We start from the raw sequence: 13,172 nt of genomic DNA on the forward strand, positions 1-13,172 counted from the left end.
CCGTGAATATGACTACGACAAGCTTGTCACTCACCGAGTTGTTGACCGCCCTGGGTTCGCCGGAACGGCTGACCGCCCTCAAGGGGATCCGGCGCGGGATCGAACGTGAATGTCTGCGCATCACCCCACAGGGAACCCTGGCCCAGACCGATCACCCCAGAAGTCTGGGCTCGGCACTGACCCATGCCAACATCACCACCGACTACTCGGAGAGCCTGCTGGAGTTCATCACGCCGGCCACCGACTCTATCGACAGCCTGCTGGAACAGCTTGGCGACATCCACCGTCACACCATTCATCACCTAGGTGATGAGCGGATCTGGCCGCTCTCCATGCCCTGCTTCGTCGGCGACGAGGAGAACATCCGGCTGGCCCAGTACGGCAGCTCCAACATCGGCCGGATGAAGACCCTCTACCGGCAGGGGCTGAAGAACCGCTACGGCAGCCTGATGCAGGTGATCGCCGGGGTACACTTCAACTTCTCCATGCCGGACAGCTTCTGGTGCGAGTGGCAGGAGCTGGTGTGCGAGGGGTGCTGCAGCCAGCGCTTCATCTCCGACAAGTACATGGGGCTTATCCGCAACGTCTACCGCTTCGGCTGGCTGGTGCCCTACCTGTTCGGCGCCTCGCCGGCCATCTGCGAATCCTTCCTCAAGGGGCGCAAGAGCAACCTGCCGTTCCAGAAGACCGGCAAGGGCACCCTCTACCTGCCTTATGCCACCGCCCTGCGGCTGTCGGATCTGGGTTACACCAACAGCGCCCAGGCGGGGCTCAAGATCAGTCACGACAACCTGCCGGCCTATGTGAGCAGCCTGCGCCGCGCCATCAACACCCATGATCCCGACTTCGCCAGGATCGGCGTCAAGGTGAACGGCGAGTACCGCCAGCTCAACGACAACGTGCTGCAGCTGGAGAACGAGCTGTACGCGCCGATCCGGCCCAAGCGCACCCCGCGCAGCGGCGAGAAGCCGTCCGACGCGCTGGAGCAGCGTGGCATCGAATACATCGAGCTGCGCACCGTGGACGTCAATCCCTTCACCCCGTACGGCATCGAGGTGGATCAGATCCGCTTCTTCGACCTGTTCCTGGTCTGGTGCCTGCTGCGCCCGTCCCCGGTGCTGGGTGACGAGGAGATCGCCCGCAATCGCCGCAACCAGACCAAGGTGGTGCTAGAGGGGCGCCGTCCCGGCCTCGAGCTGGAGGACGAGCAGGGCAACCCCATCGGCCTCAAGGAGTTCGGCCTCAAGCTGTTCGACGAGCTGGCCGAGGTCGCCGCGCTGCTGGATCGCTGCTGCGGCCGCAACCGCTACCGTGAGACGCTGGCGATGCACCGCGAGAAGCTGCTCAACCCCGAGCTCACCTACTCCGCCCGCCTGCTCAAGCAACTGCTGGAGAGCGGCAAGGACAACGGCGCCTTCGCCGACGAGCTGGCGAGCCGCTACCGGGAAGAGATGCTGGCTGGCGAGCTGCAGTACTGGGACGAAGCCTATTTTGCCGGCGAGGCACGAGAGTCCCTGGCCAAGCAGCGGGAGCGGGAGCGCAGCGACAGCCTGTCGTTTGACGACTTCCTGGCCGACTACTTCGGGACCAGCAAGACCCCGGCCTGATGACAGGCAACAAAAAAAGCCGCTCTTGAAGCGGCTTTTTTATTTCCGGAAATCCGAGCGGTCTCAGACGTGGTTGTACTCAGACATGGTTATACATGGCCTCGATCTCGCTCTGGTACTTGGATTCGATGATCTTGCGGCGCAGTTTCATGGTGGGGGTCAGCTCACCCAGCTCCATGGAGAAGGCGCTCGGCAGCAGGGTGAACTTCTTCACCTGCTCGAACTTGGCCAGCTCTTTTTGCAGATCCTGGATGCGCGCCTCGAAGAACTCCACCACCTTGGAGTGGCGCAGCAGTTCGGTCTTGCACTGGTACTGCAGGTTGATGGAGCGGGCGTACTCCTCCAGCGACTCGAAGCAGGGCACGATCAGCGCCGAGACGAAGTGGCGGGCATCGGCGACGATGGCGATCTGTTCGATGAAGCGATCCTTGCCGAGGGTCCCCTCCACCAGTTGCGGCGCCACGTACTTGCCGTTGGAGGTCTTCATCAGCTCCTTAAGGCGCTCGGTGAAGTAGATGTTGCCTTCGCTGTCGAGCTCGCCGGCATCGCCGGTGCGCAGGAAACCATCCTCGGTCATCACCTCGGCGGTCGCTTCCGGCTTGTTGTAGTAGCCGCGCATCACGGTGGGAGAGCGCACCAGCAGCTCGTTGTTCTCACTCAGCTTCACCTCGATGCCGCTGAGCGCCGTGCCGATGGAGCCCAGCTTGAACTGGCTGTCTTCGTAGCAGCAGACGGTGGCGGTGGTCTCGGTCATGCCGTAACCGTACTTGAGGTTGAGCCCCATGGCCTGGAAGAAGAAGTTCACCTCGTCGGCGAGGCGGGCGCCGGCCACCGGCAGGAAGCGGGTACGGCCGCCGAAACGGGCGCGCAGCTTGCGAAACACCAGCCGCTCGGCGAGCCAGAGCTGGCCGTAGAGCAGGGGGGAAGCGGCTTTACCCGCCTGACGGGTGGCGACCATCTGTTTGCCGACCCGGGTGGCCCAGCCGAACAGGGCCTGGCGCAGGCGTGGGGCCTGAGCGACGCGAGCCTGGATCATGGCGTAGGCCTTCTCGTAGAGGCGCGGCACGGCGCACATCACGGTCGGCTGCACTTCGCCGATGACATCCATTACCTTCTGCGGATCGCGGATGTAGACGTTCTCGGCGCCGCAATAGAGCACGTAGTAGGTCCAGGCGCGCTCGAACACGTGGCTGAGCGGCAGCATGCAGAGCGACACATCCTGCTCGTTCAGATCGAGGCGGCTGTTGTGCATTTCGAAGCAGGCGGCGATGTTGGCGAAATCGAGCATGACCCCCTTGGGCTCACCCGTAGTGCCCGAGGTGTAGATCAGGGTCAGCAGATCGTCCATCCGGTACTGGCTCTCACGCTCGCGCAGCACCTGTTCGCTGGGCTGGTGATTGCCGGAAGAGAGGAACTCCTGGAAGTGGCTCGCCTGCGGGCAGCCGCGCAGGTTGACACTGCCGTCGAGGGCGATGAGCTGCTGGATCTCGCCGCTTTCAATGAGTTGCAGCGCCTGGTCGAACTGGGGCTGTTCGCCGACGAACAGTACCTTGATGCCGGCATCTTTGACGATGTAGCGCAGCTGATCGAGGGTGCTGGTGGGGTAGATGGGGACGCTGACGCCGCGGGCGGCCAGGATGCCGAGATCGGCCTGGGTCCACTCCGGCATGTTGCGGGCATAGATGCCGACCATCTCGGTAGGCTGGTGGCCGGCGCGGATCAGCGCCTGGGCGCAGTAGTCCATGGCCTGCCCCAGGGTACGCCAGCCGATGGCACGCCACTGGCCATTCTGTTGTACGCGCAGGGCGGCCTTGTTGCCAAGCCGGGCGATACGTTCCCGCATCAGTCGAACCAGGTGGTGTTTCGGCATCAGTCAGACATCCTCAAGTAACAGTTGTACGCCCTAAGGGGCACTGAAAAATCGCGCTGGAGTTTAAACTCTAAGATTACAGCTTACAAGTGTTCGCCATTTGTCTTGGATCACAAAGTCGTCAATTAGGGGGGCTTGAGGCATGATGGTGGCTGACGTGTGGAGCCATTCAGGGAGGGAGCATAATGAGTGTCGGTATCAAGGGGGTGGTGACCGGGGTATTGCTGTTGCTGGCGGGGGCCGGCGGGCTCTGGTTTACGCTGGGAGGAACGGGTGGCGAGGAGGACAACCCCTGGCTGAGCGGCGCCGAAGGCTACGCCCAGGCACAGCAGCTGGCCCTGCAGAAGGGCTATCCGCTGCTCTACGTGATCGAACGCGCCAAATGCCGGCGCTGCAAGCTGCTGGATACCACCCTGTGGCAGACAGAGGAGATGGCGCCTGTGCTGGCCCGGCTGGTCAAGGTGCGCCTCAACCCGAATGCCGGGGATGGCAGCGAGCAGATACTGCGCCGCTTCCCGCAGGTGGCAACGCCGCCCGGCATCTATGTGCAGCAGCCGGGCGAGCAGCTCAAGCCCATCAAGATAGTGGTGGATATCCAGCAGATCTGGATGCCCGGGGTGACCTGGCAGCGCGGCTTCTTCATGCCGCTCTCCGCCGCCGGCTTCGAGGCGGTGCTGCACACCACCCAAAGCCTGCAGGATCCGGCCCTCGACAACGCGCCGCTGCTCTAGTGCTGCAGATGTAGCGCGGCGGCTTAGCCGAAGTCGAACAGGCGGGACATCAGCACGGCATCTTCCCGATCCTGACCGGTGCCGTAGTAGTCGGCACGCCGGCAGTACTCGGCAAACCCCTCGCTCTCGTAGAGGCTGATGGCGGTGCTGTTGCCGGCCCGCACCTCGAGGAACCAGGCCTCGGCCTTGTTGGCCTTGCTGCGGCTCAGGTACTCCCTGAGCAGCGCCCGCCCCAGCCCCTTGCCCTGAAAGTCAGGATGCACGCAGATGTTCATCAGCGAGCTGTCGCCCGCCACCAGATCCGAGATGTAGAAGCCGGCCGGCTGGCCGTCGACCAGCAGCAGGCCGTTGAGATAGCGTGGCCCGAAGCAGGAGAGCAGGTTGGCCTGACTCCAGGGCTCCTTGTGGGCAGCCTGCTCTATGGGGTAGATGAGCTCGAAGTCGGTCTCGAGCAGGGGACGAAATTGCACCATGGTGGCTCCGGGTCGGGGCGGCTGAACGAAGAGAGATGCGGGGCGCACGGCTGGTCAGCCGAGGCGCCCCTTGAGCTGCAGCCACAGAGCCCGTTTCTGGGCCGGGCTGGGGGTGAGCGGGCAGATCAGGGCCTCTGGCCAGGCGGGATCGGCCGCCTCCAGCCAGAGCAAGGGCGGGGTGTGGCCGGCAGGCAGGCTGCTCAGCAGGCTGACCTCGTCGCTGCCGATGCCGAGCAGCTGGCAGAGATCCGCCAGCAGACCGGGGGCGGGCAGCCGGCTCGCCAGGATCCAGAGCTTGCCGCTCGGCGGCTCGCTCGGCACGGCCGGGGCGGGGGCCGCCTCCTGCAGATTTGCCTGGGGCTCATTGGCCGGCGCGGGCGCAGCCTGATGGCCCGTCAGCAGGGCCGGCCGGCGCAGTTGCCAGCTAGGGATGCCCATCCGGGCCAGCAGGTGTTGCCGCAGGCGAGCGGATGCCTGGTCGGGTTGCTCGGGAACGGGCTCCCGCGCCGTGGTCAGCTGCACTGGATCTTGCATGGGCGATGACTCAGTCTTGATCTGCATTGATGAAAAAAGCTCTGCGCAGGGTACACTCGAACGCGTTTTGCTGCATCTTTTGCGGTATGTTTTAGCCAGGAGAGGCGCTCCGGTGCCCGGCAACCGACCGGTGCTAGCCAGAGGCGACCTCCCGACAATACAACAAGCAGGACAGGGAACCTTCGATCGCGTCGCGGGTGTGCCGGTTCCAGACAACCCCAGTATCGGAAGTGCGCCTATGCCACCTTTAGCATCACAGAATCTTCGTCTCGCCCCCATTCACGAACGGCTGCCACGCCTGCTGTCGGCCCTCGGCGAGGGGCTTTACGAGCGCCAGGATGCCCTGCGGCTCGGTCTGCTGGCGGCCTTGTCCGGCGAGAGCGTGTTTCTGCTGGGCCCGCCCGGCATCGCCAAGAGCCTGATTGCGCGGCGCCTCAAGCTGGCCTTTCATGAGGCGCGCCACTTCGAGTACCTGATGACCCGCTTCAGCACGCCGGAGGAGGTGTTCGGCCCTCTCTCCATCCAGGCGCTGAAGGAGGACGGCAAGTACCTGCGGCTCACCGCCGGCTACCTGCCGGAGGCCGAGGTGGTGTTCCTCGACGAGATCTGGAAGGCGGGCCCCGCGATCCTCAACACGTTGCTCACCGCCATCAACGAGCGGCAGTTTCGCAACGGCGACAGCCAGCACCCCATCCCGATGCGGCTGCTGGTGACCGCCTCCAACGAGCTGCCGGCCCCCGACAGCGGGCTGGAGGCGCTTTACGACCGTATGCTGGTGCGGATCTGGATGGACCGGGTGCAGGAGAAGGCCAACTTCCAGGCCATGCTGGCCAGCGACGGCCAGTCCCACCAGAATCTGCCGCCCTCGGTGCAGATCCACGGTGAGGAGTATCTGGAGTGGCAGGAGCAGATCGACCGGGTCCGGCTGCCGGACGACTGCTTCGAGCTCATCTATCAGCTGCGCCAGCAGCTCGACAGCCAGCTGGCCCACAGCTGCTACGTGTCGGATCGGCGCTGGAAGAAGGCCGTGCGGCTGATCAAGGCGAGCGCTTTTTTCAACGGCCGCGACGAGGTGGCCCCGCTCGATCTGCTGCTGTTCAAGGATTGCCTCTGGCATGACGAGGCCTCGCGCACCGCCCTGCTGGAGATGATGACCGAGTTCTCCCGCCTCTACGGCTATCAGCAGCTGACCATGACCCGTCAGCTGATGGGGCTGCGGGACAAGTTCAAGCAGCTCAAACAGAGCGTGGCCCAGCGCCTGTGTTGCAAGGCCAGAAAGCGCCAGCAGTGGTTCGGGCGCCGCGCCCGCGGCATCCAGATCCCGCTGGCCAATGCCCGCCCGTTTGGCAAGCTGGTGCACTTCCATCTGCTCACCCCGGCGGCGCTGGATGGCGACGATCCGGAGCGGCTGGTGGAGACGCTGGTGTTCGACCGCACCCTGCTCTCCCACTGGCACCCCACCGGCGAGTCGCTTGTGGGCTGGCCGCTCGGCAACCCCAAGGAGGGCCACTACGAGCTGGTGCTGGACGACGAGCTGCGCCTGCACGTGCTGGATCTGCAACGCCAGCAGATCCCGCTGGTACTGGTGGAGCGTACCCCCATTCCCGAGGTGGTGATCACCCCCTGGCAGGCGGCCCTGACCGAGCTGCTGGCAGAAGCCGGCGTGCTGGCGCAGGAGCTCAAGCGCCAGCGCAACCTGTTCGAGCGCCATCAGCAGCACCTCTTCATCGGTCGTCACTGGTTGCAGCAGGTGGAGGACAGCTTCTTCGTGCTGAACCGGGATCTGGATCAGCTGCGCACCGACATCAGCCAGTGGCACGACCGGCTGCCGCAGCTGGACGCCTGAGTCATGACGAGCGCGAAGGGGGCGGTCGTGAGCCAGGCCAGCGGAGGTCGCCATGCTTGAGATCGGCATGATGGATCTGGGGCTGCTCATGGGCGAGGGGGAGCTGGCGGGCGAGATGGCGCTCTTGCTGGCCTCCACCCCCAAGATCTCCGAGTTCATCAAACGCTCCCCGCTGCAGGGCAAATTGCTGCAAAAGCGCATCCGCCGCTGGAGCGATCAGCTGGGGGAGGAGATGCGCCACAAGCCGGTGCCGGTGGCGCTGGAGCAGGAGTATCGCCTCTATCAGGCCCACAAGGGGTTGCCGCTGGCCGAGCTGATGGGGCGCCTGCCGGCCCTGCTGGACGGGCTTGAGCAGTACAGCCCCTTCGCCGGCGAGGCGCGCAGCCTGGTGCGCCAGCTGATGGCTCACCCCACCGACAGCCAGCGCCAGCTGCTGATCGAGAAGTGGCGCACCAGCCTGGTGGGCAGCCTGCTGCAGCTGCAGCAGCAGATCGCCGAGGCGGAGCGGGAGAAGCAGCGCCAGGAGATCGAAGATCAGCTGCTGGCGAGCCGTACCCTGGCTGATGCGCTGGACCCCAACCAGATCTCCGCCGGCGGGCTCTGGGATCTGGCGCAGGGCAGCTGGCACAAGCGCAGCCTGGTGCTGGTCAAGCAGTACGCTCGCATGCTGCAGCGCGAGCCGCTGCTGGCGGAGATCGCCAACCTGCTGGGACGCAGCGAGCAGGACAACCGGGCCAACGACTCGCCGGTGCCGCCGGTGCAGGTGCACGAGCTGGAGGAGGTGCAGACCGACGACGTGCCGGACGATCTGGTGGGCATCCACCCGGCCAGCGACCTGATGCGCCTCTTGCCGAGCGAGGCGGTGATGCTGGCGCTGCCGGAGCTGGAGCTGGAGTTCTACCGCCGCTATCTGGAGCGGCGCCTGCTCAGCTACCAGTCGCGCGGCACCCTGCCGCGTCAGCGCATCATGCTGCGCACCCCTGAGCTTGGCGGGCGGCAGCTGCAGCAGCGGGGGCCCTTCATCGTCTGCATCGACACCTCTGGCTCCATGGGGGGCTACCCGGAGGAGTGCGCCAAGGCGCTGTTTCTGGCGCTGCTCAAGGTGGCGATGGACGAGAAGCGAGGCTGCTACCTGATGCTCTTCTCCACCGAGGTGGCGACCCTGGAGATCACCGCCGACACAGGGCTCGACAAGGCGGAGCGCTTCCTCTCCATGAGTTTTCACGGCGGCACCGATCTGGTGCCCTGCCTCGAGAAGGCCCTGATCAAGCTGGATGACCCCGCCTTTGCCAAAGCGGACGTGCTGGTGGTCTCCGACTTTATCGCCCAGAGCCTGCCCCACAGCCTGCTGGATCGGATGAACCGCCAACGCAAGCAGCAGACCCGCTTCCACGCGGTGGCCATGTCCCGCCACGCCAAACCGGCGCTGCTGCGGGTGTTCGACAACAGCTGGCTACTCGACTGCGGCCTGCGCGGTCGCCTGTTGCGCCGCTGGCAGCGCAGCTGAAACCCGCCGTGCCGGCAGACTGGCCAGCACCACCCCGACACACAAGAGGCCAAGCGCCAGCCACACCGGCGGCGTGACGCTCTCCCCCAGCAGCCACCAGGCCAGCATGGCCGCCATCACGGGCGTGAGCGAGCCCAGCGCCGAGCTGACCTCGGCGCCCAGGGTGCGGATGGCGTGGGCGTAACAGAGCGCCGCCAGCAAGCCGGCGCCTATCCCTTGCAGCAGACCCTGCCAGAGCCAGACGCTGGCATGGCTCACGGTGGGCAAGGGGCTCCACAGGAGCGTCGGCAGCAGCAGCAGGGCCGACGGCACCGCTACCAGCGCGGCCGCATCCAGCGCCGCCAGTCCGCTGCGTCTGACCGCCAGGGTAAACAGGGCCCACAGCAGGGCCGCCCCCAGAAAGCAGAGCTGTCCCTGCCATAATCCCGGTTCTCCGCCCAGCAACAGGATGGTGGTGGCCAGGGCGATGAGGGCGAGCCCCCAGCGCCGCTGCAGGGGACAGGGGGCGCGCCACAGCAGCAGGCCGAGCAGACTGACCATGAGGGGCACAGTGCCCGGGATCAGGGCGCTGCCCTGGGCCACCGGGGCCAGCTGCATGCCGGTGGCGCCGAGCCAGAAGAAGGGCAGGCCGGCTCCCGCCAGCATGGCCAGCTGCCAGCGCAGGGGCGTGCGGCGCAGACGGATGCGGTGACGCCAGTAATAGGGGAGCAGCAGCAGGGCCGGGATACCGAAGCGCAGCAGCGCCAGCGCCTGTGGCGGGAGTTTCTCCTCGGCGCCCAGGCGCAGGGAGAGAAAGAAACCGGACCAGAGCAGCACGGTGGCGAGGGCGGCGGCCCAGCCGCTGCAACGGGGTGATGGTGTGAATGACATCGGGCTCCCTCCATGGCGTGTCCCGGCTCATTATCACGCCAGGGGGGAGGGTGTTGCAGGGCAAACTGTTTGAGATATTCGGGGGTAATTGCTAGTTTCAGCCAATCCAAAAGGGATTTTTACCGGATATCACCAATATGCTCGACAGGATTGATTTACATCTGCTGCGCTTGCTGCAACAGGATGGGCGCCTCACGACCGTGGAGCTGGCGGAGCAGGTCGGCTTGTCTGCTTCCCCCTGTGCCCGCCGCCTGAAGCGGCTGGAGGGGGAGGGCCATATACGGGGGTATCGCGCCGTGCTGGCGCGGGAGAAGCTCGGGCTGGGTATCACCATCTTCGTCAACGTGCGGCTCAGTCAGCACAGGGAGCCGCTGGTGGAGGCCTTCGAGCAGGCGGTGGCGGCCATGGCGGAGGTGATCAGCTGTCACACCGTCTCCGGCAACTACGACTACCTGCTGGAGGTGGTGGTACCCGACCTGCCCGCCTATGAGCAGTGGATCCGGCGGTTGCAGTCCCAGGACATGGTCAACGACATCAGCAGCCACTTCGCCATTCGGGCGGTCAAGGTGATGGGGCCGCTGCCCATCTGACCCTGTTCAGGGGCTGGGCTGGTGGCCGAGCCCGCGCTCGTTTACCTGCTCCTGATCCAGCAGTGGCTGGCCACTCGGCCGGGCGACATGAAAGCCCCGCTTGCCGCCGCGCTTGACCCGATACATGGCCTGATCGGCGCGGGCCAGCGCCGTGCTGAAATCATCCTGCGGCCGGATTGCCGCAATCCCCATGCTCAAGCCCACCGAGGCGTCGCCGTTGGGCAGCTCGAACGGGGTGGCGATGGCGTCGATGCACTGGCTGGCCAGCTGGCTGGTGCGGGGATCGTCGCTTGCCCAGGGCAGCAGCAGCACGAATTCGTCGCCGCCGAGCCGGCCTATCTTCACCCCCTCCTCGCAACAGTCGCGCAGCCGACGGGTGAGGGCGATCAGCAGCTCGTCACCGGCGCGGTGGCCCAGGTTGTCGTTGACCTGCTTGAAGTCGTCCAGATCGATGAAGCAGATGGCTTTGAAACCCTGGTTGAACTTGCGTTGCAGGGCGGTGCGGTTGGCAAGGCCGGTGAGGGGATCCCGGTGGGCGAGCCGGGCCAGCTGCTGCTCGTACTCCTTCTCGTGGGTGATGTCGATGTGGGTGCCCATCACCCGAACGGGGTTGCCCTGTGCGTCCCGCTCTACCACCCGGCCCCGGTCCAGCACCCAGGTGGTCTTGCCGTCCTTGGCGATCATCCGGTGCATCACCTGATAAAACGGGCTCTTGCCGCTCAGGTGATCGAAGAAGGCCTGCAGCACCCGCTCCCTGTCTTCCGGATGCAGATGCTCGCGCCAGACGTCGAAGTGGGCCGACAGCTCCTTGGGCTGGTAGCCGAGCATGGAACCCCAGCGCCGGTTGAAGATGATGAGCTTGCCGGTGGGCACATGGTTCTGCCAGATGCACAGACCGGTGCCGTCCATGGCGGCTTCCAGCTTCTCCCGCGCATCGTCGGCGACCCGCCTGAGCCGTTCGTTCTCCTGCAGCAGCTTGTCGTAGGCCGCCTGCAGCTCCTGATATGTCATCAACCTGCGCTTCCCTGTGTTGGATGGCGCCTATAGTCGATGCTGATTTTCCATCTGTAAAGGGGCGCGTTAGGTCAGCGTGAGAGCCTGCCGGATCTGGCCTATCTCCTCTCTTTTTCCATGGTTGCTGTGTGTTGCTGCAAGGCGAGATATGATGGGGGGAGTGAGCATATTCGTGTACTAGCACCACCTGAGGGGAAACCGAACCGGCATGAAACGCATCATGACCCTGATCCTGTTGACGGGATTGTGTACGCCCCTCGCCTGGGCGGCCCGGGCGCCGCTGACCGAGCCCCAGCTCTCCCGCGAGCTGCAGCTGCTGGAGGAGGGGTTCCAGCCCGATCGCATGTTCCGGCTGCGCATCGCCGCCCTGGTGGCGAGCAAGGAGGCCTATCCCCCCGACGTGCAGGGGCGCATCGTGCGGCTGCAGTGCTGGGCCATGCCTTCCGAGTGGGACGACGAGTACCGTGCCGTGGTGGACTTTGCCGACCAGGAACTGGCCGGTGCCCGGGCCCGCAAGGACAGGATCACCGAGACAGGTCTGCTGGCCTGCCGCGCCTTTCATCAGCAGATGCTCGGCAACATGGAGCAGGCCAAGGAGGACTACCAGCAGGCGCTGGTGCTGGCCCGCCGGCTCGGTGATCGGGTGTAGGAGGCGGACATCCTCAGCTTGCGCGGCGACATGTACGCCTATCAGGGGGAGCTGGCGGAGGGGCTGATGGAGCTCATCGAGGCGCACAAGCGCTTCGAGTCGCTGGGGCTGGATGGCAAGGCGCGGGAGGTGCTGGCCCAGATCGCCAACGCCTATCGGCGGATGGGGCTCTATGAGCGGGCCGAGGGGTATTTCGAAGAGCTGGCCCATGACTACAGTGCCCTGCGCGCCCAGGAGCCGCTGGTGAGGATCCGCTCCCAGCAGGGGCTGCTCTACTCCGAGATGGGGGAGTATGACCGGGCGCTGCCGCTGATGAAGATGGCCGAGCAGTTCTATCGCTCGCAGCAGAAAGAGGGGCTGCTGGCCTGGGTCCGGATCGAGATCGCCACCATACTGCTCAATCAGGGCAAGGTGACCGAGGCGGTGAGCAAGCTGCGCCAGGCTGACGCCATTTTGCAGGGGCGCGAGAGCTCCGACAGCGTCACCCTGGGTCACTGGCAACTGGTGATGGGGATGGCGGAGGCGGCGCAGGGCAACCCGACCAAGGCGCTCTACTACCTGGCCCACGCCGAACCCATTTTCGTCAAGGAGAAGAACCAGCGCTTCCTGGCGCGGGTCTACGAGGTGCGGGCGCGGATCCTGGAGCAGCAGGGCCAGATCAGCGCCGCCCTCAGCAACCTCAAGCTGTTTGTCGAGACCAAGCACTCGCTGGAACGGGTGCTCAGGGAGCAGCGCTCGTTGCAGATGCGCTTCGAGTTCGACCTGGCCCGCAAGGAGCTGGAGAACCAGGCCCTCAAGACCAAGCAGCTGCTGCAGGAGGCCAAGCTCAAGCAGCTGCAGGAGCGGCGCCACTGGCAGTACGTGGTGGTGGCCCTGCTGTTGCTGGTGATGGGCATGCTGGCGCTGCACCAGTTCAATCGCTCCCGCCAGATGCGCCGGCTTGCCATGACCGACGATCTGACCGGGCTGCACAACCGCCGCCAGATCCAGAACAAGGGCCAGAACTGGTTCAGACAGGCGCGGGAGCAGGGCAAGCCCTTCTCGGTGCTGCTGCTGGACATCGATCACTTCAAGCTGGTCAATGACCAGCTGGGCCACCACGTAGGGGATCTGGTGCTGGCCGCCGTGGCCAAGTGCATCGCCGCCCAGCTGCGTTCGCTGGACAGAGTGGGGCGCAACGGCGGCGAAGAGTTTCTGGTGCTGCTGCCCGACACCTGTCTGGACGAGGCGATGGAAGTGGCGGAGCGGATCCGTCATCGCGTCTCCCAGCTGCGTATCGAGGGGATGCCGGAGGGGCGTTTTGTCAACGTCAGCATCGGTTGTGCCCAGCAGGGTCCTCTTGACGAGAGCCTGGGGGGGCTGGTGCAGCGGGCCGACGAGGCCATGTACCGGGCCAAGCAGGCCGGCCGCAACCAGGTGATGCGGGCCGAATAGGGTGCACCACCCTGCAAAGCCGGGCTGGGTATTTTTCACTCGCGCGG

10 protein-coding genes and 1 pseudogene are annotated in these 13,172 nt (G+C 65.4%); 6 read left to right on the top strand and 5 right to left on the bottom strand.

All coding sequences use genetic code 11. The features are described 5' to 3' along the window. The first annotated feature begins 8 nt into the window (after nucleotides 1–8). Nucleotides 9–1,607, top strand: coding sequence for a glutamate--cysteine ligase (gene gshA, locus CK627_RS07480; RefSeq protein WP_017780236.1), 1,599 nt, complete (start codon nucleotides 9–11; stop codon nucleotides 1,605–1,607). 79 nt (nucleotides 1,608–1,686) lie between these two features. Here gshA and CK627_RS07485 read toward each other — a convergent pair whose 3' ends face one another. Further along, a complete protein-coding gene (locus CK627_RS07485; RefSeq protein ID WP_095592027.1) occupies nucleotides 1,687–3,477 on the bottom strand; it encodes an AMP-dependent synthetase/ligase in 1,791 nt (596 codons plus the stop codon). A gap of 185 nt (nucleotides 3,478–3,662) precedes the next feature. Between CK627_RS07485 and CK627_RS07490 the strand changes: the two genes are divergently transcribed. After that, a complete protein-coding gene (locus CK627_RS07490) occupies nucleotides 3,663–4,208 on the top strand; it encodes a thioredoxin domain-containing protein (protein WP_017786141.1) in 546 nt (181 codons plus the stop codon). Between the two features lie 23 nt (nucleotides 4,209–4,231). Here the strand turns inward: CK627_RS07490 and rimI are convergent, their stop codons facing one another. Both rimI and CK627_RS07500 read right to left on the bottom strand, forming a co-directional pair. Then, nucleotides 4,232–4,681, bottom strand: a complete 450-nt coding sequence (rimI, locus tag CK627_RS07495) for a ribosomal protein S18-alanine N-acetyltransferase (RefSeq protein ID WP_010635099.1) — start codon at nucleotides 4,679–4,681, stop codon at nucleotides 4,232–4,234. Nucleotides 4,682–4,735: 54 nt separating this feature from the next. Continuing rightward, nucleotides 4,736–5,215: a DNA polymerase III subunit psi gene (locus CK627_RS07500; RefSeq protein ID WP_095592028.1), complete on the bottom strand. Its 480-nt coding sequence runs from the start codon at nucleotides 5,213–5,215 to the stop codon at nucleotides 4,736–4,738. A gap of 238 nt (nucleotides 5,216–5,453) precedes the next feature. Between CK627_RS07500 and CK627_RS07505 the strand changes: the two genes are divergently transcribed. Beyond that, nucleotides 5,454–7,061 carry an ATPase RavA domain-containing protein gene (locus tag CK627_RS07505; RefSeq protein ID WP_167385303.1) on the top strand — a complete coding sequence of 536 codons (1,608 nt, stop codon included), beginning with the start codon at nucleotides 5,454–5,456 and terminating at the stop codon, nucleotides 7,059–7,061. Nucleotides 7,062–7,113: 52 nt separating this feature from the next. Continuing rightward, a complete protein-coding gene (viaA, locus tag CK627_RS07510) occupies nucleotides 7,114–8,568 on the top strand; it encodes an ATPase RavA stimulator ViaA (RefSeq protein WP_017787533.1) in 1,455 nt (484 codons plus the stop codon). Here the strand turns inward: viaA and CK627_RS07515 are convergent. Next, entirely contained in the window at nucleotides 8,515–9,438 is a 924-nt protein-coding gene (locus tag CK627_RS07515) for a DMT family transporter (protein ID WP_095592030.1), read from the bottom strand. The two genes, viaA and CK627_RS07515, sit on opposite strands and share 54 nt — an antisense overlap. Nucleotides 9,439–9,575: 137 nt before the next feature. Here CK627_RS07515 and CK627_RS07520 point away from each other — a divergent pair, with 137 nt between their 5' ends. Beyond that, nucleotides 9,576–10,028, top strand: a complete 453-nt coding sequence (locus CK627_RS07520) for an Lrp/AsnC family transcriptional regulator (protein ID WP_043169196.1) — start codon at nucleotides 9,576–9,578, stop codon at nucleotides 10,026–10,028. 6 nt (nucleotides 10,029–10,034) lie between these two features. On the opposite strand, the gene CK627_RS07525 is transcribed toward CK627_RS07520, so the two are convergent. Further along, the gene (locus CK627_RS07525) at nucleotides 10,035–11,039 is read right to left on the bottom strand and encodes a sensor domain-containing diguanylate cyclase (protein WP_095592031.1); all 1,005 of its coding nucleotides are present in this window, start codon (nucleotides 11,037–11,039) and stop codon (nucleotides 10,035–10,037) included. A 223-nt stretch (nucleotides 11,040–11,262) separates the two neighbouring features. Between CK627_RS07525 and CK627_RS22510 the strand changes: the two are divergent. After that, nucleotides 11,263–13,125, top strand: a pseudogene (locus tag CK627_RS22510) (GGDEF domain-containing protein). Nucleotides 13,126–13,172: the final 47 nt, after the last annotated feature.

Source organism: Aeromonas dhakensis (assembly GCF_002285935.1).
Taxonomy (GTDB): Bacteria; Pseudomonadota; Gammaproteobacteria; order Enterobacterales; family Aeromonadaceae; genus Aeromonas; species Aeromonas dhakensis.

Excerpts from the sequence above, each read along its gene's own strand:
- gshA (WP_017780236.1), top strand. The coding sequence starts at position 9 with ATGACTACGACAAGCTTGTCACTCACCGAGTTGTTGACCGCCCTGGGT.
- CK627_RS07485 (WP_095592027.1), bottom strand. The coding sequence starts at position 3,477 with ATGCCGAAACACCACCTGGTTCGACTGATGCGGGAACGTATCGCCCGG.
- CK627_RS07490 (WP_017786141.1), top strand. The coding sequence starts at position 3,663 with ATGAGTGTCGGTATCAAGGGGGTGGTGACCGGGGTATTGCTGTTGCTG.
- rimI (WP_010635099.1), bottom strand. The coding sequence starts at position 4,681 with ATGGTGCAATTTCGTCCCCTGCTCGAGACCGACTTCGAGCTCATCTAC.
- CK627_RS07500 (WP_095592028.1), bottom strand. The coding sequence starts at position 5,215 with ATGCAAGATCCAGTGCAGCTGACCACGGCGCGGGAGCCCGTTCCCGAG.
- CK627_RS07505 (WP_167385303.1), top strand. The coding sequence starts at position 5,454 with ATGCCACCTTTAGCATCACAGAATCTTCGTCTCGCCCCCATTCACGAA.
- viaA (WP_017787533.1), top strand. The coding sequence starts at position 7,114 with ATGCTTGAGATCGGCATGATGGATCTGGGGCTGCTCATGGGCGAGGGG.
- CK627_RS07515 (WP_095592030.1), bottom strand. The coding sequence starts at position 9,438 with ATGTCATTCACACCATCACCCCGTTGCAGCGGCTGGGCCGCCGCCCTC.
- CK627_RS07520 (WP_043169196.1), top strand. The coding sequence starts at position 9,576 with ATGCTCGACAGGATTGATTTACATCTGCTGCGCTTGCTGCAACAGGAT.
- CK627_RS07525 (WP_095592031.1), bottom strand. The coding sequence starts at position 11,039 with ATGACATATCAGGAGCTGCAGGCGGCCTACGACAAGCTGCTGCAGGAG.